Annotated in this window: 27 protein-coding genes and 3 pseudogenes; 21 read left to right on the top strand and 9 right to left on the bottom strand. The window is 35.6% G+C overall.

Going from position 1 to position 21808, the window contains the following annotated elements; all coding sequences use genetic code 11:
- Positions 1-299: 299 nt before the first annotated feature.
- Complete coding sequence (locus AN161_RS01230) at positions 300-4076, top strand: S8 family serine peptidase (RefSeq protein WP_053592559.1); 3777 nt, start codon at positions 300-302, stop codon at positions 4074-4076.
- 446 nt (positions 4077-4522) lie between these two features.
- A pseudogene (locus tag AN161_RS27200) lies at positions 4523-4815 on the top strand (IS3 family transposase); the annotation flags it as partial.
- 350 nt (positions 4816-5165) lie between these two features.
- On the opposite strand, the gene AN161_RS29335 reads toward AN161_RS27200, so the two are convergent.
- Together AN161_RS29335 and AN161_RS01225 are read right to left on the bottom strand one after the other, a co-directional pair.
- A complete protein-coding gene (locus AN161_RS29335) occupies positions 5166-5342 on the bottom strand; it encodes a hypothetical protein (protein WP_158002945.1) in 177 nt (58 codons plus the stop codon).
- A gap of 75 nt (positions 5343-5417) precedes the next feature.
- On the bottom strand, positions 5418-6674 hold the full coding sequence (locus AN161_RS01225) for a nucleoside permease (protein ID WP_053592558.1): 1257 nt from the start codon (positions 6672-6674) through the stop codon (positions 5418-5420).
- A gap of 349 nt (positions 6675-7023) precedes the next feature.
- Here AN161_RS01225 and AN161_RS27195 point away from each other — a divergent pair.
- The 3 genes and pseudogenes from AN161_RS27195 to AN161_RS01215 form a co-directional block, all read left to right on the top strand.
- Positions 7024-7226: pseudogene (locus AN161_RS27195) on the top strand (transposase); the annotation flags it as partial.
- A 186-nt stretch (positions 7227-7412) separates the two neighbouring features.
- Entirely contained in the window at positions 7413-7802 is a 390-nt protein-coding gene (locus AN161_RS01220) for a Rid family hydrolase (RefSeq protein WP_053592557.1), read from the top strand.
- A 205-nt stretch (positions 7803-8007) separates the two neighbouring features.
- Positions 8008-8457: pseudogene (locus AN161_RS01215) on the top strand (IS5/IS1182 family transposase); the annotation flags it as partial.
- Positions 8458-8633: 176 nt separating this feature from the next.
- On the opposite strand, the gene AN161_RS01210 reads toward AN161_RS01215, so the two are convergent.
- From AN161_RS01210 to AN161_RS01180, 7 genes are all read right to left on the bottom strand, one after another.
- On the bottom strand, positions 8634-8954 hold the full coding sequence (locus AN161_RS01210; RefSeq protein WP_053592555.1) for a DUF4183 domain-containing protein: 321 nt from the start codon (positions 8952-8954) through the stop codon (positions 8634-8636).
- Between the two features lie 36 nt (positions 8955-8990).
- Positions 8991-9410, bottom strand: a complete 420-nt coding sequence (locus tag AN161_RS01205; RefSeq protein ID WP_241774461.1) for a DUF4183 domain-containing protein — start codon at positions 9408-9410, stop codon at positions 8991-8993.
- Positions 9411-10030: 620 nt separating this feature from the next.
- Entirely contained in the window at positions 10031-11200 is a 1170-nt protein-coding gene (locus AN161_RS01200; protein WP_053592553.1) for a tyrosine-type recombinase/integrase, read from the bottom strand.
- A gap of 164 nt (positions 11201-11364) precedes the next feature.
- Positions 11365-12486: an SAP domain-containing protein gene (locus tag AN161_RS01195; protein ID WP_053592552.1), complete on the bottom strand. Its 1122-nt coding sequence runs from the start codon at positions 12484-12486 to the stop codon at positions 11365-11367.
- A gap of 179 nt (positions 12487-12665) precedes the next feature.
- Positions 12666-12932, bottom strand: coding sequence for a hypothetical protein (locus tag AN161_RS01190; protein ID WP_053592551.1), 267 nt, complete (start codon positions 12930-12932; stop codon positions 12666-12668).
- 10 nt (positions 12933-12942) lie between these two features.
- Positions 12943-13380 carry an ImmA/IrrE family metallo-endopeptidase gene (locus AN161_RS01185; protein ID WP_053592550.1) on the bottom strand — a complete coding sequence of 146 codons (438 nt, stop codon included), beginning with the start codon at positions 13378-13380 and terminating at the stop codon, positions 12943-12945.
- Positions 13381-13405: 25 nt separating this feature from the next.
- Complete coding sequence (locus AN161_RS01180; protein ID WP_241774465.1) at positions 13406-13825, bottom strand: helix-turn-helix transcriptional regulator; 420 nt, start codon at positions 13823-13825, stop codon at positions 13406-13408.
- A 171-nt stretch (positions 13826-13996) separates the two neighbouring features.
- Here AN161_RS01180 and AN161_RS01175 point away from each other — a divergent pair, with 171 nt between their 5' ends.
- The 16 genes from AN161_RS01175 to AN161_RS30295 all read left to right on the top strand — a co-directional run bounded on the left by AN161_RS01175 (position 13997) and on the right by AN161_RS30295 (position 21775).
- Positions 13997-14251, top strand: a complete 255-nt coding sequence (locus AN161_RS01175; protein WP_053592548.1) for a helix-turn-helix transcriptional regulator — start codon at positions 13997-13999, stop codon at positions 14249-14251.
- Positions 14252-14344: 93 nt separating this feature from the next.
- Entirely contained in the window at positions 14345-15088 is a 744-nt protein-coding gene (locus tag AN161_RS01170; RefSeq protein ID WP_053592547.1) for a Rha family transcriptional regulator, read from the top strand.
- Positions 15085-15387: a hypothetical protein gene (locus AN161_RS01165; RefSeq protein WP_053592546.1), complete on the top strand. Its 303-nt coding sequence runs from the start codon at positions 15085-15087 to the stop codon at positions 15385-15387. Before AN161_RS01170 ends, AN161_RS01165 begins: the two co-directional genes overlap by 4 nt.
- 238 nt (positions 15388-15625) lie before the next feature.
- Positions 15626-15913 (top strand): helix-turn-helix transcriptional regulator, encoded by a 288-nt coding sequence (locus tag AN161_RS01160; RefSeq protein WP_053592545.1) that lies wholly within the window; start codon positions 15626-15628, stop codon positions 15911-15913.
- Entirely contained in the window at positions 15910-16119 is a 210-nt protein-coding gene (locus AN161_RS01155; protein WP_143114539.1) for a hypothetical protein, read from the top strand. Before AN161_RS01160 ends, AN161_RS01155 begins: the two co-directional genes overlap by 4 nt.
- A gap of 66 nt (positions 16120-16185) precedes the next feature.
- Positions 16186-16320, top strand: coding sequence for a hypothetical protein (locus AN161_RS30905; protein ID WP_277815913.1), 135 nt, complete (start codon positions 16186-16188; stop codon positions 16318-16320).
- 80 nt (positions 16321-16400) lie between these two features.
- Entirely contained in the window at positions 16401-16574 is a 174-nt protein-coding gene (locus tag AN161_RS29330; protein ID WP_158002944.1) for a hypothetical protein, read from the top strand.
- A gap of 302 nt (positions 16575-16876) precedes the next feature.
- Positions 16877-17575, top strand: coding sequence for an ERF family protein (locus AN161_RS01150; protein WP_053592543.1), 699 nt, complete (start codon positions 16877-16879; stop codon positions 17573-17575).
- Between the two features lie 184 nt (positions 17576-17759).
- Entirely contained in the window at positions 17760-18725 is a 966-nt protein-coding gene (locus AN161_RS01145) for a DnaD domain protein (RefSeq protein WP_053592542.1), read from the top strand.
- A 104-nt stretch (positions 18726-18829) separates the two neighbouring features.
- Positions 18830-19027, top strand: coding sequence for a hypothetical protein (locus AN161_RS01140; RefSeq protein WP_053592541.1), 198 nt, complete (start codon positions 18830-18832; stop codon positions 19025-19027).
- Positions 19028-19115: 88 nt separating this feature from the next.
- A complete protein-coding gene (locus AN161_RS01135; RefSeq protein WP_053592540.1) occupies positions 19116-19430 on the top strand; it encodes a hypothetical protein in 315 nt (104 codons plus the stop codon).
- A gap of 180 nt (positions 19431-19610) precedes the next feature.
- Positions 19611-19877 carry a hypothetical protein gene (locus AN161_RS01125; RefSeq protein ID WP_143114537.1) on the top strand — a complete coding sequence of 89 codons (267 nt, stop codon included), beginning with the start codon at positions 19611-19613 and terminating at the stop codon, positions 19875-19877.
- Entirely contained in the window at positions 19874-20494 is a 621-nt protein-coding gene (gene ssb, locus AN161_RS01120; protein ID WP_053592537.1) for a single-stranded DNA-binding protein, read from the top strand. Before AN161_RS01125 ends, ssb begins: the two co-directional genes overlap by 4 nt.
- Positions 20495-20512: 18 nt before the next feature.
- A complete protein-coding gene (locus tag AN161_RS01115; RefSeq protein WP_053592536.1) occupies positions 20513-20932 on the top strand; it encodes a hypothetical protein in 420 nt (139 codons plus the stop codon).
- Positions 20933-21159: 227 nt separating this feature from the next.
- A complete protein-coding gene (locus tag AN161_RS01105) occupies positions 21160-21507 on the top strand; it encodes a hypothetical protein (RefSeq protein WP_053592534.1) in 348 nt (115 codons plus the stop codon).
- Between the two features lie 82 nt (positions 21508-21589).
- Positions 21590-21775 carry a hypothetical protein gene (locus tag AN161_RS30295; protein WP_053592533.1) on the top strand — a complete coding sequence of 62 codons (186 nt, stop codon included), beginning with the start codon at positions 21590-21592 and terminating at the stop codon, positions 21773-21775.
- Positions 21776-21808: the final 33 nt, after the last annotated feature.

Below are 21808 nucleotides of genomic sequence, written 5' to 3'. Positions count from 1 at the left end.
TGCCCTCCTAATTTTCTATAAGCAACTACACCACCGACTATACCTATAATTGCTGCTTTGATAGGATTAATTGAAAAAATTAATGAATTACTGTAAGTCATTTCTCATTTGAAAGTTCTACTTTTTTATTAAATTACTAGGAAGATAGATTTAATCTATATTTGATAAACTGATACTAATTATCAATATTTTAAAATGTTTAAATATTCCGATATTATGATTAGCCCTTTTGTGATAAATTGGAAATATCACACTAAACTGAAAAGTGTGACAATTAAAGGCGGAGGGGGAAATGAGATTTGAAAAAGTTTAAGTTTACGAAGTTCTTAAGTAGTATTCTAGCTTTTGTTATGGTGCTTTCTCTATTGGTTCCATTGTCGAGTGCTAGTGCTGAAGAATCGAAACCATTCAAGCAGGATAGTCAAAGTGAAAGTATAATTCAACAAAAAGCGGCTATCGCTGAACAGCTAAGCTTGTCTAAAGATGGTCCAACTCTTCATGAAAGCTTACAAAATGTATCAGGCAATCAAGATGTTGCAGTCATCGTTCATTTATCTGAAAAGCCTGTGGCACTAGAGCAAGGAATGAGCCAAGTCAAAGGCCAAAAATTCTCTAATGCCCGAGCAAATGAAGTTCGTTCAAATGTAAAAGCACAACAAGCAAAAGTTAAAAAAGAGTTAGCTACTAAAAAAGTTCAGATGACTCAAGGATACACATTTGATACTGTTTTAAACGGTTTTGCGGCAACTGTGAAAGCAAATGATCTCCCGAAACTGCTGACAGTAGAAGGAATTACATTAATCGAACCTGATGCAATTGTTTACGCATCAGAAGATAATACGATGAAATCATCGGAACTTATTAAGGAAGATCCATTAGAAGCTCGAATGAATACAAGTAATTCTTTCCTTGGCATCGAACAGCTTTGGAAGGAAGGACTTGAAGGACAAGGAATAAAAGTAGCAGTATTAGATACTGGTATTGATGCAGATCACCCTGATTTTGCTGGGGTTTACAAAGGTGGAAAAAACTTCATTCCGAATTCAGCAACTTACACGAAGCCTCGGACAGATGACGATGCATCAGAAACATTGCCTTCGGAGCGTCCAGTCGGGACACCTGAATTTAATGAAAAAGGAAGCTCATTCTATACTTCTCACGGTACACATGTTGCTGGAACAATTGCAGCAATCGGAGCTAACGAATTCGGTATTAAAGGAATTGCTCCAAAAGTAGACCTTTATGCTTACCGTGTTCTTGGGGCGTACGGAAGTGGAGCTACATCTGGTATTGTTAAAGCAATTGAAACTGCTGTAAAAGAAAAAATGGACGTTATCAACCTTTCACTTGGCGGGGGAGCTAACTCTGAAACGGATGCTGGTTCATTTGCTATTAATAATGCAATGATGGCTGGAACAATCGGAGTAATTGCAACAGGGAACGAGGGTCCAAATCGTGGAACAATGGGCACGCCTGCAACCGCTCGTTTAGGAATTGCTGTTGGTAACACATCAAATCCTGAAACAATGTATAACGGGGAAGTGAATGTTACAGTTGGCGACTACAACTTAACAAAACAGCTTCCGTTAATGGGAACGACTTTTGCGAAAAATTTAGCAACACAGCTTCAAGGAGAATTTGACCTAGTTGCTGTTCCTGGAAACGGGGAAGTAAAAGACTTTGAAGGAATTGATGTAGAAGGTAAAGTGGCATTGATTTCTCGTGGCAGTATCGCATTCGTTGATAAAATTGCGAATGCAAAGGCAAATGGAGCAGTCGCAACAATTATTCATAACTTTGCTGGTGGAACGAATGCACCGAACATTTCAGGCACATTCCTTGGTGATTCATTTGAATTTCTGCCAACATTTGATATGTCCCAAACGGATGGCGCTGCAATTCGCGCTGCATTAGCAGGCGGAACCGGAAAAGTAAGCTTTAGTAAATTTGCTTCCACAAAGACACTGGGAGATGATGTAAACGATTCAAGTTCACGTGGACCATCTACACCAAACTTTGATATTAAACCAGATGTTAGTGCACCTGGAACAAACATTATGTCAACGATTCCAATGTATAAAAAAGATTTCCCTGATGCAGATTATGGGAAAGCATATGGTCGTAAAACAGGAACTTCTATGGCAACACCGCATATTGCAGGTATTGCTGCATTAGTTAAACAAGCAAATCCTGATTGGAACGCGTTCGATGTAAAAGTGGCGCTTTCTAATACAGCAAAGGTTTTAGATAAAACAAAATACGATGTGTTTTCTCAAGGTGCAGGGCGTGTAAATGCTTATGCAGCAGCTCATCCGGAAATTCTTGCCTATGCACTGGATAGCGCAATTATAGATGGAACTGGTGCAGTTTCAGAAAACTTGAAAGGTACAGTTACTTTCGGTCCACAATCACTTAAAGACCGGGATATTTCTGTAACGAAACAAGTTTTAGTAAAAGATATTAAAGGGAACGGCGGCAATTATAACGTATCCATTGATGTAACAAAAACATTTGGTGATGCAACTGTTACAGTAGATCAGCCGACATTTAATCTAGATGGGGAGCAAGTTTTAAATATTACATTAACTGCTTCACAAGCTACGGCACCAAATGGCTCTGAAATACTAGGGTATATTTACATCAGCAGTGGAGATACAGAAATTTCATTGCCATTCGCAGCTGACTTTGGCGGCGCGGCAGCAACTGAAATTAAAGATTTTAAAATTACAGAAACAGACCTATCCTTTAACGGAGATGGAGTAAAAGACTCAGCTGTACTTTCATTCACATTAACTGGAGATGTAACAACTAACTATATCGAGCTTTGGGATATTATGAATCCTGAAGGTGGAGAATACGGAGACGGCTACATTGGTTATCTACATGCAGGTACTGCGCTAGGAAAAGGTTCTTATACGCTGAATATTGGTGGGCAGTACAAACCATGGGGAACAAAACCTGCCACAACGATTCCAGATGGTCTGTATACAATTGACTTCACTGGTCTTGCAGCATCAGGAGTAGTTTCCGATTATGTTGGACCAATTATCGTGAAAACGACTAAACCAGAAATTACTGGTTCAGTAGCTAAAGGTGTCGCTACAGGACAGGTAACAGATAAGTATATCGACTACAATGAAGAGTTATATTTATACGGTTTAGATTACAATTTAAATGATAAATTAAAAGCTTCCTATGTTTCGACGGTAAATGGCGAAGTACAAGCGCCAGTTGCTTTTGAATTAAATCAAGACGGTAGCTTCACATTCCCAGTAACAGCAGAAACTAATGCTGTATCAGTAATCATTAATGACGCTGCCGGGAATGTTGGTGAAGCAATGATATATGAAAAAGAAGTAGTAGAACCAGTAGTAGCACTTTCTGTAAATCCAACTAAGCTAGACCTAACAGCTGGAGATACTGCACAACTTACGGTAACAGAAACGTCAACGCCTGCAGAAGGTGATGCAACAGAGGAAGACGTAACTTCAAAAGCTACTTATGTTGTTGGAGATGAAAATGTTGCAACAATAGTAAATGGATTAGTAACTGCAGTAGGTGAGGGCACGACTACAATTACTATTTCATACGGTGATAATGAAGTTACTATAAATGTTAAAGTTAAAGCACCTATTGTAGAAGTACCAATAGTAACACTAGAAATTGATCAAGCTCAGGTTGAAACTAGAATAGGTAAAGAAGTACCAGTTAAGATTACTGAAGTAACTACTTTTGATGGTAAAACAACAGAAAAAGATGTTACAAAGCTTGCAACCTACGAAGTAGCGAATGATAAAATAGCTACTGTAAAAGCAGGGGCTGTAAAAGGAAAAGGTCAAGGTAATACGACGATTACGGTAACGTATGGTGAGCACACACTAACATTTGATGTGTTGGTTGTAAAGCCAGGGAATGGCAACGGCAACGGCAACGGAAATGGCAATGGCAATGGAAATGGCAATGGAAATGGCAATGGAAATGGTAACGGAAATGGCAACGGAAATGGAAATGGCAATGGAAATGGTAACGGCAATGGTAATAAAAATAATAATGAAGTTACCGAGGATGAGTTATAATTAATTTCAGTTCAAGCAAAAAGAGAAATTGCACAGCGCAATTTCTCTTTTTGGTATTTATAAAGCAATTCCTTTAAAAAGATTATCTCCTACTAAATTAACTGTGACATATTCTTTAGCAACTATAATATCTTACTAAACATGAAAAGTAGAGAAAGCGTCAATCCATTTAACCTAATAAAGGATTTTGGGTAATTCCTTGGCATCCATTAGCAAGTATTTCTACTACAGTAAAAGAGCCTTATTGAACGGTTAAAACGGTTTTGGGAGGTACATGCAAATGAATGGCATGATTAATTCTGATACTGAAAACAACGAGCATGGCTTATTGCTATACCTAATTATTTAGCTGCAAAAAAGGATGAGCCAGAAACAATGAAAAGTGTTGTACAGCATTATGGAAACTACATGATTAGCCTATCTATACAAAAACGCCATGTTGTTATATTCATTCGGATCAAGGATTCCTTATACCAATCCACAATTCCAAAAACTTGTGAAGAAAATGGGGTTAGGACAATCTATGTCACGTCGAGGAAACTGTTGGGACAATGCCCCACAAGAATCATTTTTTGGCCACTTTAAAGATGAAACAAATATCGAGAAATGCGAAACATAAGAAGAAGTCAAACGAGAAGTGAAAAGTTATATAATGTATTACAACCATTATCGAGGGCAATGGCATTTGAAAAAGCTGCCGCCTGCAAAGTACAGACAGCAGCTTCAACAAGTTGCCTAGCTTTTTTAAAAATGTCCTTTACAAAGGGTACAGTTTAAAGCTGGTAAAAGGCTCTTTCTTTTACTTAAAAAGCAGTCAGTGAGTTAGGTTTCCTGCTCAGCTTAGCTATTTTGCTGCTTCAATTCAATTCAATTCAATTCAATTCAATTCAATTACATGGAATAGCATACAGCCTGTGCGGTTGTATTTAGCTATATACTATCCTTTATTAACTATATGTGATTGAGGGGATGAACAGTTGGACTTTGTGGTAACAATTCCTAAAGTCGAATGCATTAACGATGATAGAGGGATAAAAGAATTCATTTAGCTTATCTCAGCGGGTATCCAAACACAAGCCGAATCCAGAATTATGCCGAGGGATAATTGATTAATGTATATTTTGGATCCTTGCCATAACGTGTGGTTGATTTCCGTTCTGACGGGGCACTTTGCCGCTGCCGCTTCGCTTTCGCGCAGATAAAACATTGCCGCTGCCGCTTCGCTTTCGCACAGAGCAAAGCTTCCTGGGGGCGTTCAGCCGCCACTCATATATATGACATACGTTTTAACAAATGTCATCCACAACTTTTGGTGATGAGTCCTATATTTTTTCATTACTATCAATTTTTTGCAGTTACATTTTTCATTGCATTGCTGTCATGCTTATATTTAAAAGTTAATGCAAAAATTATTGCAAGAACGAGAGTATACGCTCCAAAAACCAACCAAATATATTGCCAATTTCTCACTCCGTCAACTGTAAAATAATCTACCACTTTGCCACTAACTACAGCCCCTACGTAGGCACCGACCCCATTGACCATTGTACTAAATAAGCCTTGAGCGCTTGCACGAATTCGGTGATCTACTTCTTTTTCTACAAAAATGGCGCCCGAAATATTAAAGAAATCAAATGCACAACCGTAAACAATCATTGATAACAACAATAGTAAAAATCCTCCGCCAATCGGGCTGCCATATCCAAAGAAAACAAAACGTAAAGTCCATCCAACCATACTAATTAGTATTACTTTTTTAATGCCATATTTACGTAAAAAAAATGGTATGGTCAGAATAAAGAATACCTCTGAAATTTGTGACACTGATAATAAAATAGCTGGATATTTTACCGCAAAGCTATTTTTATAATCAGGGTTCAACGCGAAGTCGTGTAAAAACGGATCTCCAAATGTATTGGTAATTTGAAGCGCAACACCTAATAGCATTGCAAAAATTAAAAACAGAGCCATTTTTTTATCTTTAAACATAACAAAAGCGTCTAGTCCCAAAAGGCTTACCAACGACTTGTCCTTAATTGCATTAGAAGTTGGACAGGCAGGAAGAGAAATTGTGTATAGTGCAAGTAGCAACGAAGAACCACTAGCTATAAATAGCTGAACATTACTTAATTCGATTTTGGCAAGACTAATAATCCACATCGCAAGAATAAAGCCAATTGTCCCATAGACACGAATAGGTGGGAAGTCCTTTACAACATCAAAGCCTTTGTTTTCCAGGTAATAATAAGAAATTGTATTCGATAAAGCAAGTGTTGGCATATAAACTATTGAGTTAAAGAGCATTATCCAAAACATCATTGTAGGATCTGAAATTTCAGCAGCGGTAAATAGGGTAATTGCACCGAGGAAATGTAATATTCCGTATAAAACATTGGCTTTTACCCAACGGTCCGCAATAATGCCAATCAGACTTGGCATAATAATGGCTGCAAGACCGTTAGAACTATACACAATTCCAACTTGCGCGCCAGTAAAATTCAATGTATTGATCATATAAGAACCAAATGTAACAAGCCAAGATCCCCAAATAAAAAACTGTAGAAAAATCATTATTTTAAGCCGTAATTTTATATTCATTTTTTCCCTCCTATAGAAGGTGATGGAGTTCTTTTTATACAAAGCACCTTCTTTTATGAGTCGCTACATTGGACTCTAGAACTGTTGACATAACTACAGCATTTGCTCCTAATGTCAGATTCATACGAATTTATTGGAGGTTCTTATGCTAGTTCGCACCACCGAGCCATAATAAAAAAATCACCTTGGATAGTCATATATGTTCAAAAAGAGGCTGGGACAAAACCTCAAGAAATAATAAGTAGCCCAGAAAATTTTACGGACAGTAAAATTTTCTGGGCTTTGTATTTGAACATATGAATTTTGATAAAAAGAAAGGACACCTTCTGTTTTACCGCTAGATTTAGAAATAAAACTTCAAGAAAATATATTGCCTACGCCATCAATGATTTAGTTGAGAGCATTCCGAATGAAGCGTTCGATTTATTTGTTCGAAGCACGGGTTGCCCAGCTTATCATCCACGAATGATGTTAAAAATTTTTTTGTGTGCTTACGCCCAATCTGTTTTCTCTGAAAGAAAAATTGAAAATCTCGTAAAAGACAGTGTTCGATGTTGTTTTAAAACAAAGTTGAATTGTTTGTAAAAAAGTCGTACCGTTTATAAAAAAGATGTACCGGAATTAGTCATAAGCTGTTTTTGAACTAATGGTGAAGGTTAGTACAGTTAAGTTATGAATTGAATTGTGTTATAATAAGATACTGAATTTTACAATAATAAAACAAAGGAATGGTGCATTTTGAAAATTTCAAGAAACCCAGAAACAGTACATAAACCCGTAGCACCGTACGTACACCAAATAGAGGTCACAGGGCCTCATAAGTGGCTTACCTTGTCGGGTCAATTAGGAATGGAAGTAGATGGAACAGTACCTGAGAATCCATTAGAACAATTACAGTTAGCCTTGGAGAATATAAAAAGAAACCTTGAGTCTGCTGATATGCAAGTCGGAGATTTAACAAAGTTGGTTTTTTATTTAGTTGGTGACTTTGCGGCAGAGCAAAGGAGAAAAATTATTGGCGATTTTTTAGGTGAACATCTCCCTTGTACGACAATGATTTATGTAGTAGCTCTGGCAGCACCAGTCTTTAAAGTAGAGGTTGATGCTTGGGCGTGTAAAGATATTTAAAATTATTGAGTGATTTATGGTGCTCACGGGATTTTTCTCCCATAAGAAAAATAGAAATGATCGAATTTTTTTATGAAAATTATATATGTATTCAGGTGAAAAGACTCCATTTTAATCATTCTTTTTTCAAAATGGAGTCTTTCTATATATGATTAAACTAGGGTTGAAGTGGTTTTTTATTCAAACTTTATTTTAAAGCTACTTTCGAATGATATGGTTAGCTCAAGGCTATGAATCGAGCTATCGAACAATTAATCGTTTTCGTATTCATCCAGAGGTGAAGGAACTATTACGCCAGTTTCGTTGTCAGCTTGTGCAAGAGAAGCTTATTGAGAATGAAGCGATTTTTATCGACGGAGCAAAGATTGAAGCGAACGCAAACAAATTCACATTTGTATGGAAAAAATCCGTTGAACAATATAGCACGACCCTTGTGGAAAAATCGAATCAACTGTACGACGAACTGTTAAAAAAAGAAATCATCCTTGAAATGGAAAGAGAAAATCCAAATGAGTTCTCGATTGAAGAACTGTCACAAATCGTAGAGAAATTAGATGAAAAAGTGCAAGCGTATGACCAAAAAATTGAAGCGTCAACGAATGGTAGTGAACGTAAAAAAATACGTTCTGAACGAAAAGCACCGAAACAAGTGCTAATAGGCTTTGCATTAATGGCAGTAAATCTCCAGAAATATACTGCCAATAACAGAGAAATAGGGTAAAGAAAATAGAATGACTTGGTCAAACAAGAAAAAAGAGAAATCGAACAGCATCGATTTCTCTTTTTGGGGAGATCTTGCAAAAGCTTTACATTATTATTAAAAACTCGTCATTAAGTTTGGGTAGTTAATTCTACAGCTTCTACTACCAATGGAGTTCCAGCAGATATTGTGCCAGTAACGGTGTTAAAAGTTAACTCTGTTGCGGAAATTGTATACGAATCACCTTCTTGCAATACACCATTAATATAGAAATTATAGTAGCCGTTCGTTACTATTGGAAAAGTCGTCGCAGCAGTCCCGCTATCATCTAGAAAGTCAGTTGCAGGGATAGTGGTACCATCAGCGACCGTCAAATTTGCTGCTAATACATCAAAGAATCTAGTCGAAGTACCTGTAACGTTGACATGAATATTAATAATTGAAAGAGCCATTTTTTCACCTCCTTTCATATATAGAAGGTTTTTATATCACATTGATTGAAATCCCAATGATTCTATAATGATTGGAGTTCCAGCAAAAATCGTATCATTTGTTGGGCTAATTATTAACGAATCTGGAGTTACTTTATATGCACCGCCCTCTTGCATCACACCATTGATGTAAAGATTGACATATCCATTGGGATTAAAAATTTTGAATTCTGTTACTGGATTGCCATTATCATCTGAAAATAGATTAGCTGGAAGGGTTGCTCCGTTTGTTAGATCAATATCTTCTGTAACAATATAGAAATATCTATTTATTGTTGGAAAAATAGTTCCGCCAGGGATAGTGACTGGGGGAGGGGAGATAGAAGATATATCACTAGCTTTTAAACGGTGCCAATTAAATCTATTTTCTTCACAACAATCATTGCAAACAAATTTTTGGGGATTTTTTTTATTCATTATCGTTTGTCACCTCCCTTTTTAATTGTTGACCCCTTGGGCGTTTCTTTTAAAATATAAATTTTTAAAAATATCAAAATCTAGTCCTACATTAATTAATTTATGAATGGATGTTGGAAGATGATTGGTAATATGTCTATTAAACATAATTCCTTTAATAAAGCAGGGTTCTTTGTCCCCTAAAATGAATGCAGGGATCAATGAGCAGTTTATGGCATTGTTACGGGTAAAAAGCATTGTATCAACTCAAAAAAAGAAAAATTATTTGAGATTACAGACGATATGGAGGGAGACAGTTTTTTTCCTACTATTAAATATTCCTGTCCGGAAAGTCACATAACAGTTTTGGATTACCATTATTTTACTGGTGCGCAATTTTAATAAAAAATTCCGTGTACCCCAGTTAAAAACATTTAGATATACTTAAATAGAAAGGTATAGAAAATGTCCTTTTAACAAAACCTTGATATTATGCACATCAAAAAATTAAACACATTAGGCTACAAACCAAGGTCATAAGTATTGCTTATGATAATAATATTATAAACCCCTTGATATCAAAGGGGCGGGGAGGGGTTCACCATATCGGTGCCCCAAAAAGCGCCCCATTTTAAAAGAGTTTAATTAAAATTAACTATATTGCTGATAATTTGCATAGCCTGTTTCTCTTTTTCTACAAAAGAGTGCGCATATGTTTTAAATAAAGTTGATGTTGTCATACCAAGAATTTTTGCTATTGAAGTAGGTGGTGTACCGGAAGCAATTGAAATGGTAGCAAATGTATGCCTTAAACCATGTGGAGAAATTAGTTTCACATCGTAAATCTCATGCATTTGTAACAAAGTTAATCTGGCAGCATTTTGATTTAAAGGCTTACATGTTTTACTGATAAAGACCAAATCGTCATCCTGTTGCTGTTTACCATAAGCAAGTTTTCTTTCGATGCACCATTTCCGATATCGCTCCAACAGTAATGCTAAATCATATGTCATATCGATAGACCGGATACTATTAAGCGTTTTTGCTGATCTTTCTCCAAGAGCATCACGAGTACGGTTGATATAAATCAATTTATTTTCAAAATCAATTTCTGACCACCGTAATGCTTTTGCTTCTCCTCGTCTCATTCCTGTAGCTGCAAGAATTGCAATTAAAGTATATCTAGACATATCACAAGATCGTTTAACACACTGTAATAAATATTCTAACTCTGTAGGGGTTAAATAGTTTCCTTCAACCTCGTCATTATTTTGTTTTTTAATACGAGGTAATTCAGCTTTTAAAATACGATTCCTTTCTAATATTTCATCTTCTACAGCTGCATTAATACAACCAACAAAAAAGTTATGATACGTTTCAATGCTTTTTGGAGCGGCAATAGGAACTAATTTATCGACAAATTCAGACTGATAAATATTCTTTGTTAGCCTCGATAATTTATATTGACCAATTAAGGGCGTAATATAATTGTTGATAATATTACGATAAGATTTAGGCGTAGTTCCTTGCCAATGAGGCAACTTCCTTTCAAAATAAATTTCGACCCATTGAGAAACTATCATATTTTCGTTAACTACAATTTTTTCTCCACCATTCAATATGGTAGCTTTTATAGCAGTTAAGGCACGTTCTGCTTCAAGGCTAGTGTTAAAGTTTTGTCTCTTTTTCTCTCTTCGCTTACCGTTATGGTCGTAAAACCTATAACGATATGCAAATTTTTTCGTTTTATCGGTATTCAGGTACCAATAAATGTTTTCTTTTTTTGTAGGATTTAGTGTTATTCTAACCATTTTTGTCCGCTCCTTATTTATATTTCGTCCGGACAGGTACGTAAATCAGGTTTGGACAAATTGAACATCACCTCCTTTAAAAATAGAATATATGTTCTTTTATTGTTATAAAGAAAACCGATTCAGATTACAAATGTAAACCAAATCAGTTTATGGTTATAAAATCAATCTGGGATATATCTTGGATATTTCACACCATATTTTTTCAATAACAAATCAGCATCTATTTCTTCAAATTTTATTTTTAATAATTTTCTAATTTCTTCTTCACTGCCACCATTAATTGCAAAATCCATAATTTTAAAACACTCATCTTTGTCTAAATAATGAAAAGGTAATAACGATATAGTTGATTGCCAAGAAAATAAAAACGAATAATAATGTTTTTCTTTGTTAAATCCAAAGAAATCTGCCAATTCTGAAATTCTATTAACAATATGTGGAGCTAAAAAAATCAGGGATGGGGGATTGATATATTTATCTCTATCCATACCGCTGAGATCAATAATAAATATATTTTGGTACATCGAGAGTGCTTCATCATATCGTTGTTCTTTATATAATTGTTCAGCCATTCGTAACCAAGAACTTCTTAAATCAATGAGATCATTTTTTAATAGGGCAGTTTGTTCTTTATTTTGGACAATAGACCAAAATATATCTAAATTATTTGGAACGTATCCAATTTTATTAACAAATTTCAGTACTGAAGCAGGATTAAAAGTACCATCTTTGGTATCGTTTTTGTGCGCATATATAATATAATCATATTCTTGCAGGGTATTTTGACCTTTTTCGGTAACTGATAAAGAATTGATTTTATTTAATTCAAGGATATTGTTAATTTCCAAATTACTAGTGATTCGTTCAATTAATTCTTTTTTATTTCCTGAAACCTTAAGACTGTTATTCCTCAATATATCTTTTAATTGTGTATTTTTTAGCAAGTATATTTTCTCTAAATTATTTGAATCACGAATATATTTTTCATTTAAAAGAGTATTTAGAGAAATTTTGGAGTCTATTCCATATTCATATTTAAAATAACCAGGGTAATCGCTATCAGCAATATGATTAGAAGCCCAATACAACATAATGATTTCTCCAGGCAAAAGATTATTAGGTAGTTTTTTTGTATATATTGGGTTTATTTCTGTAGCAAAATCATTATTTATTCGTACAGTTAATTCGGGTTCAGGTAAATTTATAGATTCATTATTTATATGGTTGTTTTCCTTAATTATTGGTGTTGCCTTTTTTGGTTTAAAAAAATCAAAAATGCCCATAATTACCTCCTATTAATATAAGAAACTATAACTGAATTCTTTTTCATATTCTTCTAACTCTTTTTTCTCAAGTACATAATTATAATTTAACAAGCTGGTAGGGATAATGACTCCATAAGATGATGCAATTATGTTTTGTTTATAAATAAAAAAGCGCACTTATGTACACCTACTGTAAATTACTTATATATAGATTTACCTCTATTTTTTTTGATTCTTCGTTTTCTTTTTAATTCTTCGAAAACCCCATCCTCTTTAGCGCCTTGAATTATCCCAGCAATTAGGGGAATAACAATCATTGCAATAACTATTAATTTTCCCCACCATGAATACTGCCATAAAGTAATTATTAAGGCTAACCCTATCAATATACTAAAAAGAGTTTTAATTTCTTTACCAAAAAAAAATACAATAATTAGGACAAATAACAGAATTGCAATTAACAATATATTCACCTCATAAGATTGTACTGAATTTATATTTTATCAATTCAATTGGAACACCATATTTTGCTGCAATATCAAAAATGGTGAATTGTTTGGAATATTCAATTATTTCGTGGTCTAAAATTAGTAATTGGACTGCAAATCTATTTGCTTCTTGTTCTAGTTTGTCAATGGAAAAAAAGGTGCTTTTACGCATAAAAGGTGTATTGGCCCTAGGATGAAGCAAAGCATGCCCAAGCTCGTGGGCACAGACAACACGTTGCATATCTTCGCTTAAGTTATTATTAATAACTATATATTTGTTACGACGATGATACTTATAATAGCCGTTAATTTCTTCATGCAAATCCCAAGGAGTAATGCATATTTTTAAATTAGATGCGATATCAAACGGGCAGTTGGTTTTATGTTTATTTATCAAGCTGTCTGCAATATCCTTCAACCACATTTGATCACCCCAAATAATTTTATTGCTATTCTTTTCTATATTTTTCAGGAGTATATTTTTTATTTATTCTTTGGGTTTGTTTAAAAATATGTTCCATTGATTCAATAAGTGATTCTTTTGCTTCCTCTGACATTGGCTCACCATCAAATGAAAGTCCATCCGACTTCTCAATGTTCTGAGTGAATTCGATAATTTGTTTTGCTATATCACGTTCATCTTTGGTTAAAAGATGATTCTTCTTGTTATCAGGTCGATTACTTCTTCCCAAAAGATAGTCACTAGTACAATCAAGTACTTCTGAGAGTTGATTTATATCATCAGCACTAGGTTCTGTATATCCACGTTCCCAATTAGAAATTACTTGAGGGGAAACATTCACTTTATCAGCGAGCTCTTTTTGTGTATAGCGCATCTTTTTTCGTTGTTCTTTTATACGGTCATTCACTTTCAATAGAAAACCTCCTATCTACTCGAAATATATCACAAGTAACGGATTCTGATACTACATTAACGGAATTTGAGATTTTTTTTATATTTTTCGTTGACAGTAACGGAAATCGTTAGTATAGTGTATTTAACGGATTACGTTAGTCCTTTGGAAAGAAGAGGTGAAACTATGATACACGAAAATTTAAAAAAGTTACGTATAGCTAAAGGAGTAACTCAAAGTCGTATAGCAAAACAAATTAATGTAACACCTATGACATATAGTCGAATTGAAAGAGGTGAAAGTGAGCTAGGTGTTGAACGTTTAAAGGTTATAGCTGTTTTATTAGGTATAGAAGTGGCAATTTTTTTTAATGATGAACTAACGAAATCCGTTATAAAAGAAATTGAAGGTTCTTCGTTTCAAGAAAAACAACTAGCTTAATGTCTCTTAACCAATAACAATCTGAATACAAATCGAAAAGGGATTTCAATATGACTAGATGGCTTACATTAGAAAATCTTAGGAGGTATTTGCATGAACAAAATAGTCACTATTCAAAATTGCCAAGTAGTCACAACTTCATTACAAGTTGCCGAAACGTTTGAAAAAGAACATAAGAATGTTCTTCAATCTATTGAAAACATCCGCGAGGAATTAGATGTGCTGAAACTTCAGCAGATGTTTTTTGAAGGTAATGAACCTGACTCTTACGGGAGGGATCGTAAAACATACTACATGAACCGAGACGGATTCACCTTACTAGCTATGGGCTTTACTGGTAAAAAAGCGTTTGATTTTAAAATCAAATACATCGATGCGTTCAATCAAATGGAACAACAACTCAACCCGCAACCTTTAACGGAAAAAGATCAATTAAAGGCTTCTATGAGACTATCACTTGAAACTTCCGAAGAGGTTGAGTCTTTGAAAACTGAAGTTACGGAAGTTAAACAAACAGTTCAATCAATAGTTGACACAATGCGCATAGACGGTAATCAAGAAGCCCAAATTAATAAACGCGCTAGAGAAGTTATTGTAACTGCCTTAGGTGGGAAAGACTCTAATGCTTACAAAAAAATTAGTCGCCAAGTATTTTCTGCATTCTGGAGAGACTTTAAAAATCATTTTGAAGTTCCTCGATATGGAGAAATACCAAAAACACGATTTGCTGAAAGTATCAAGTTTATTTCAATGTGGCAACCCTCAACAACTTTAAGGATGGAAATTAAAGCATACAACCAACAAGGGTTAAAAATTGTTGAAGGGGGTGCCATATGATGATTTCAGAAAAAGATAATAATCTATCACAAAGGGTTCTTGAGACAGCTGGCCTATCAAAAAAAATTTTATTAGATAGATATGATCGCACGGTTAGAGAAATCGTAAGAGAACGAACATTGTATTGGGACATTGACGATTTAGTTCGTGAAACTAGATACAGTAAAGCTTCTTTAGAAAAGTATATTGTATGTGATCCTCGTATCAAGATTCATCAAAGACAAATAGGCCCGAGATATAAGCGGGTGTGGTTATCAGAACCCACAGCCGCAGCTCTCGAAGAAATACTTAACAATTAAATTTGAAAAAACATACCCGGACAGGTACGTAACAGGTTGAGACTTTACAACAAAGTTAATAGCAGTAAGGCATGCCTCAACAAATCTATTAACTTTTTAAGAGACTGGGGCAAACAATCTCTTAAAAAAATAAGCAAATTTTTAATTGCTTATGATTCAAGTTTATTAGCATCAATCGGTAATTGGTAGTTCATTTTCGACTATAGTCGATTTCCGACTAAGAGGGGAGGTGGACAGTTTGAAATTACTAACTGCTTTGGATTATCGAAAACTACTAAAGAAATTTCGAACAGATGCAAATATGACTCAAGAAGAACTAGCACATGAATTAAATATATCCCAATCACATGTAAGCAAGTATGAGCTTGGGCGGAAAGTAATCGATATAGAGACTTTTATGCAATGGACTAGTATTACCAACTCGGATGTGTATTTAGCATCAGTAATATTCGGCATTGATTTACTCAATACTGCAACTCAATTAATACCTATGTTTATAGGAGGAATATTTAGATGGATATTATGACGATAATCAAACATCGTAAGGCGATCTACGGAGCTTGGGGAGCAATCGAAACAAATGTGGTTATGGAAGAATACGATGTAGCCACAGAAAGAGCCTACGACATTATTCGTAGTTTAGAAGCACTTCAATCTAGTCAGAAAATTGATTACGTGAAAGTGGATAAGATCATTAATAGTCTGCAACAGTTGGAGGTGCCAAATGTTTAGGTTTAAAAAGTGGGAAAAGTTATCGTTACAAGAACGCTTGGCTTTAGTAGGTAAGTGGTGGTTTAGATGTTGAAGTGGATAGTGAATTATCTTTATATGTCGGATGATGGCCGAGATCAAAAACATAAGGAGTTTTGTGTGATATGTGGGTTAATCATTTTAGCCATTGGAGTACCAGTGATTATTTCATGCTGGCAATAAAAAAGCTGCTTAATCGGATGCAACGATTAAACAGCCTGATAACTTATACAAATCTATTATAACACGTGGAGGTCATAACAGTGGATGAAATCATAAACAATCTCAAAAACGAAGCACGCGCTTTATATAAAATATATGCAGTTGATAAAGAAATTGATATAGCACAAGCAATACACAACATCATCGATGCGGTGAATGTTTTAGAAAGAAAAACATACGGTCAAGCCATGACAACGGTATATGACCTTAAATAAAGAAAGCTGCTTAACAGTTTCCTGTTAAACAGCACATGGATATTGTAAATATAAAACAAAAAATAGGGAAAAGTCAACAAATTTATATGACGTTTGCGAGTCGTAACTCGCTCTCGTCAAGCAGTTTGCAAATGGTTGGTTAGCCGTATTTGCAGGCTGCTTGATGGGACAACCATCAAATAAAGACGGTGAAATTAAAAAGGACTCCTGTTCCAGCAGCAGTCCTTAAAAAAGAAATTTACAAAATTAGTTACTTTGTATTTTACGTCACTGTGCTCAAAAAATCAACTAGGAGGGAAGATATGATTTTTTCCGAGAGTAATTCTAATATTTCAGCAGCGCTTGCTAAAGCTTGGTCAGCTATTCAAACTCCAAAACACAATTCAAAAGTGAAAGTTCGTACAAAAAACGGTGGTTCATACACTTTTGAATACACTGACCTAAACGGGATTTTGGATGCTGTTAAGCCAATATTTGTTCAAAATAACTTATCTATCATACAGAACAGTTATTCAACAGTTGAAGGGAACACAACAATGGTTTGTGTTGAAACAATTTTCCTTCATGGGTCAGGTGAGTATGTAAAATCTTATCCGCTTAAATTTCCGGCTGCACAAAGTATTCAGGATTTTGGTGGGCAAATTACTTACATGAAGCGATATAGTTTAGCAGCCATGCTAGGGATTTCTACAGAAAAGGACGATGATGCAAATGGTATGACTGGAAATAATTATTCTCATGAGCAAAAACAACCACCAGTGCATACTCAGCATCAACAACCAACACATACAGGCCTACGATCTCAAGAACAGTTTAATCAATTAGCAAAAGCATTGAGTAAGGTTGCAAACATGTATGATTCGGACCCTAACGCAGTTTATAACGGCGCAATGCAGGCGTGTAAGATTCCTGATAAAAACTCGGATTTATTAACTGAAAAAGAAGCTAGTAAGTTAATAAATTACTTGCTATCTATTAAGGGACCGTCACAAGTGCAATGAGATATGTGCCTCATAGGGTCCTTTTACCACAATGGATATTTGACCAGGCTCAAGGTGATGAATACGAAATAAGACGTTTAGTGTGTGAATATATGCGACGTTATCAAAATTATAGAACTACTGAAATACGTGGTGGTTTCGCAATATGTGAACGCAAGGACGACATTTTATAGGAGGGGCTACGATGGAGAGTAGGAGCATCGTAAGAGTGGAAAAAAATAAAGATTATACAGTTATAAACAACACATCCATCCAAGATACAAGACTTAGTTGGAAAGCTAAAGCAATACATGTATTTATGCTTTCCAAGCCTGATAATTGGACTTTTTATAACGAGGAAATACAGCAATGGGCAAAAGATGGCAAGGACTCGTTTACAGCTGGATTAAGAGAGTTGCAGAAATATGGATATGTCAAAAAAGAACGCCGTCGTGTTGATGGTGGGAAATTTGATTACTTAACAATTGTTTACGAAGTACCGTATATGGATTTACCGTATACGGAAAACCCGTCACCGGAAGAACCGTCGACGGATAAACCGTTAACGGAAAACCCGCAACTACTAAGTACTAATACACCAAGTACTGATTCACTAAGTACTAATACATTAAATAATAATAATGATGATGATAAGGGACCTGCTTACGTAGCATCAAAACCTCCAATTCCACCAACACAAAATGCATTTGCATTTTACGAGCAAAATCATTTTGGAGCTTTAGGTTCTCTAATCGCGTACAAAATTGACACTTGGATTAATGACATGTCAGAACCAATAGTTATACATGCCATGGAGAAAGCTGCTATGAACAGTAGAAACAATTGGGGTTACGTTGAAACGATATTAAAAGACTGGTGGAATAAGAAACTGTTTACACTTGAGGCTATCGAAGCGGAGGACTTGCGTTGGAAAGATCAACGTATAAAAGCAGCTCAACAACAAAATAGACCTCAAAGGACTTATCAGAAACCTAGACGCGAAGAGGTAGTACCTGAATGGTTTAAAAACAGAAATAATGAATCTGCTCAAAAGCCTATTGAACCACCGGAGCCTACAGAACCAGTGGACTTCGAAGCAGAGCGACAAAAAATATTAGCCATGCTAGATAGGGGGCATAAGCAGTATGAACAAACACAAAAAAATTCGTAACTACCTGATTAAGGCCCTACAAGCAAAAGGTCAACCGGTGAGCAAACTAACTGATAGAGCTTTGATTAAAGCCATTACAAAGCATTAGGAGGTAACATGACAAATTGTCTGTAAATAAATCATGGAATGCACTAAGTAATGAATTTGTGAAATGTCCGGTCGATAATTGTGGTCATATTGGTACCATCATCACTAAAACACACTGTAAATTAGTGCACAATATGACACGTGAGGCGGTAAGAAAAAGATATGGAATGCCTAAGCGTGTGACAAAGGTAAAGGAGAGTGAAATCAATGGGTGATGTGGATTTAACTAAAACTGCTGCTGATACAGATAAACAACAATTAGAAATGGCTAAGTTGCAAAAATAGCTTAAAGGCAATAATGGCATGAGCGTTAATGAAATACGTAATCAATTTGTGGACCTTCACCGGGATTTACTGCAAGAACAACGTAAAAATAAAAAATTGAGTGAAGAGATTCAAAGATTAAAGGAATACTATGAAATTGTTGAAAAAGCATTGTTTAAAGCATCTGATAAAATTGTCAGTTTTCAGAAAGTATTTGAACTTTATGCAACTCCACAAAATTATAAAACAACTGAGTACAAGCAAGCTGAATGGTTTCCGCCGATGGTACCAATTGATAAAGACCTTGGTCAAATTGCACGACAAGCACTCGGTGGTGAAAACCATGACAAATGAGGAAGTAGCGGACTGTATAAACCAACTCATAAGTGAGTATCAGTTCCCGCTTCGGGTCCTACAAGACGTAGAGAAGCGGTTAAGCGATAGCAAATGCCCTCACTATGCCATGCAACAGCTTAGGTACCTTGAAAATAATATTCATGCAGGACTAGCTAGAAAAAGGAAAGGGTGAATGTGATGAAACGAAGACAGTATAAAAAGAACAATTTAAATAGAGCACAACAGTACAAACAAATTTTGATTAATAAAGGATTCGATAAAGAGAATGGATATACCGTAACATTGTTTAGAACTTTGAACACAGTTGATTACGGTGTATCTATAACGAATTTAAAAGGCATGAGTACTTTTGTTTTTTCGAGTCTAATCGAGGAATTAAACTACAGCCTCAAAGCTTTTGATACAACATTCAACAAAGCTTATTTCAAGGAGGATGCAGCATGATAAATCGCGTTGTTTTGGTCGGACGTTTAACAAAAGATCCGGAACTAAGGTACACACCAAATGGTATTGCATCATGCCGCTTCACATTGGCAGTCAATCGTACCTTTACTAACGAACAAGGAGAACGTGACGCTGATTTCATCTCTTGTGTCGCTTGGCGTAAGCAAGCTGAAAATCTAGCAAACTATCAAAGGAAAGGTAACTTGCTAGGGATTGAAGGTCGGATTCAAACTGGAAGCTATGAGGGACAAGATGGTAAGCGTGTTTACACTACCGATGTGGTAGCGGATAGCATTCAGTTTTTAGAACCACGGACCAACACAGGAGGTCAACCGAATGCTCCTCAATACCAGGGCCAACCAAATCCATATCAGCAACAGCAGCCACCACAACAATATGGAGGACAAGCTTTCGGAAACAACCAACCAGCATATGTTGGTGGTCAATCACAACAACACTTTGGTGGGACTATGCCTGGACAAAATGCATTTGGAAACAATACTTATCAGCAAAACCAACCACTAATAATTCAACCGAACTATACACGAGTGGATGAAGATCCATTTGCAAACAGCAGAGGTCCAATTGAAGTATCAGAGGATGATTTGCCATTTTAAAAATAGGAGGTATTTTTCGTGTTTAAATTGTTTAAAGCTACTTTGAGCACAGCAGGCAAAACGGCAGAGGATATTAAAAAAATGTATGATGGCTCCATTGGTCCAGAACCTAGTGAGGAAGAAATTGAGGGTTACATCAAAGTATACAACATAATTGACGGAATAGAAGTTGTTGTATATACAAGAAGTCATTTTGGGGTTGATGATTTTGGTTTATATGTATGGGAAGAAAAGTATGATGAACGTATTAGAGAATTATTTTACCAAGCTGAACAAGACCCTTACTTTGGTTCTTATGTTAATGAGCGTGATGAATTTATAAAGGATTGGGAAGCAGAAGAGTATGAATTTGGTCCGACGCCAACATTTAGTGTTAATGATGTGGAAATTATCGAAGAAATAGCGAAAAAAGAGGAGGCAAAGGTGCGGGCTGAATGAGCAGTTGTAAAAGATGTGGCCGTAAATTAAAGTCACAGAAATCAATTGATGATGGTATGGGGCGGCGATGTAAGAAGAAGGCCACGCAAGAAGCGGAAGATGAAGAATTTATAAAGATTCAAATGACAATATTCGATCCTGAGTTTACATGTGGAGGTGTAATCGATGCAAGGACGTTGCACACAAGCTCCTGAAAAATCCAACCTTGTAGAAGGTGAATATATTATTTGTTTCCCCATGGAGGATTAGCATATAACATTAGCAGATTTTCACGCCCAGGTTCTCATTTTGGTACGTATCAGAAAAGCCGCTTTGAAATCATTGCAGAGGATGCTACGGAAGTGTCGCCGCTTGTAGTTGACGCGAACGAAAACCCTAAAAAATACTTAGCTCGTATTGTTAAACCACCATCACGCTTTTACCTTGTTGGAGAGGAATACATTATCATTGAACCAAGCGACAATGGCTATTACAGCGTATTTTTAAAATGTCGTCCAGATAAAGCGCCAGTGGGTTCATATAAAACGAAATATTTCGATATTATTGCACCTTTTGAAACGGCGAGATTCCAGTAGGGAAAATTGAAGTAGAACCTGTAATAGAAGAATTACCTAGGGATCAGTGGCAACAGATGGATTTATTTAGTCTTTCAGGAGAGTGAATGAGAGGCGAGTTAATTTAGAAAACACCACTTTTGTTATTAGAACAGACGATAAGAGATTTGATCAAGCTTTAATTGAGTTTCTTTCAAATCATTGTGACAACAAAAAGGGTAATGCTGTTTATTTCAACTTAAACAAGGTTGGAGCAAAAAAAGTAATGGCTATAGTGCAAGAAGGTTAATAACGCAGTGCATTAGAAGGAAAATATTCAGGA

It is taken from the genome of Lysinibacillus sp. FJAT-14222 (assembly GCF_001278875.1).
Lineage (GTDB): Bacteria > Bacillota > Bacilli > Bacillales_A > Planococcaceae > Lysinibacillus > Lysinibacillus agricola.
This window is presented reverse-complemented; position numbering and strand designations above follow the sequence as displayed.

Coding starts and splice junctions, on each gene's coding strand:
- AN161_RS01225 (WP_053592558.1), bottom strand. CDS start 6,674: ATGAATATAAAATTACGGCTTAAAATAATGATTTTTCTACAGTTTTTT.
- AN161_RS01210 (WP_053592555.1), bottom strand. CDS start 8,954: ATGGCTCTTTCAATTATTAATATTCATGTCAACGTTACAGGTACTTCG.
- AN161_RS01205 (WP_241774461.1), bottom strand. CDS start 9,410: ATGAATAAAAAAAATCCCCAAAAATTTGTTTGCAATGATTGTTGTGAA.
- AN161_RS01200 (WP_053592553.1), bottom strand. CDS start 11,200: ATGGTTAGAATAACACTAAATCCTACAAAAAAAGAAAACATTTATTGG.
- AN161_RS01195 (WP_053592552.1), bottom strand. CDS start 12,486: ATGGGCATTTTTGATTTTTTTAAACCAAAAAAGGCAACACCAATAATT.
- AN161_RS01185 (WP_053592550.1), bottom strand. CDS start 13,380: ATGTGGTTGAAGGATATTGCAGACAGCTTGATAAATAAACATAAAACC.
- AN161_RS01175 (WP_053592548.1), top strand. CDS start 13,997: ATGATACACGAAAATTTAAAAAAGTTACGTATAGCTAAAGGAGTAACT.
- AN161_RS01170 (WP_053592547.1), top strand. CDS start 14,345: ATGAACAAAATAGTCACTATTCAAAATTGCCAAGTAGTCACAACTTCA.
- AN161_RS01165 (WP_053592546.1), top strand. CDS start 15,085: ATGATGATTTCAGAAAAAGATAATAATCTATCACAAAGGGTTCTTGAG.
- AN161_RS01155 (WP_143114539.1), top strand. CDS start 15,910: ATGACGATAATCAAACATCGTAAGGCGATCTACGGAGCTTGGGGAGCA.
- AN161_RS30905 (WP_277815913.1), top strand. CDS start 16,186: ATGTTGAAGTGGATAGTGAATTATCTTTATATGTCGGATGATGGCCGA.
- AN161_RS01150 (WP_053592543.1), top strand. CDS start 16,877: ATGATTTTTTCCGAGAGTAATTCTAATATTTCAGCAGCGCTTGCTAAA.
- AN161_RS01145 (WP_053592542.1), top strand. CDS start 17,760: ATGGAGAGTAGGAGCATCGTAAGAGTGGAAAAAAATAAAGATTATACA.
- AN161_RS01135 (WP_053592540.1), top strand. CDS start 19,116: ATGAGCGTTAATGAAATACGTAATCAATTTGTGGACCTTCACCGGGAT.
- AN161_RS01125 (WP_143114537.1), top strand. CDS start 19,611: ATGAAACGAAGACAGTATAAAAAGAACAATTTAAATAGAGCACAACAG.
- ssb (WP_053592537.1), top strand. CDS start 19,874: ATGATAAATCGCGTTGTTTTGGTCGGACGTTTAACAAAAGATCCGGAA.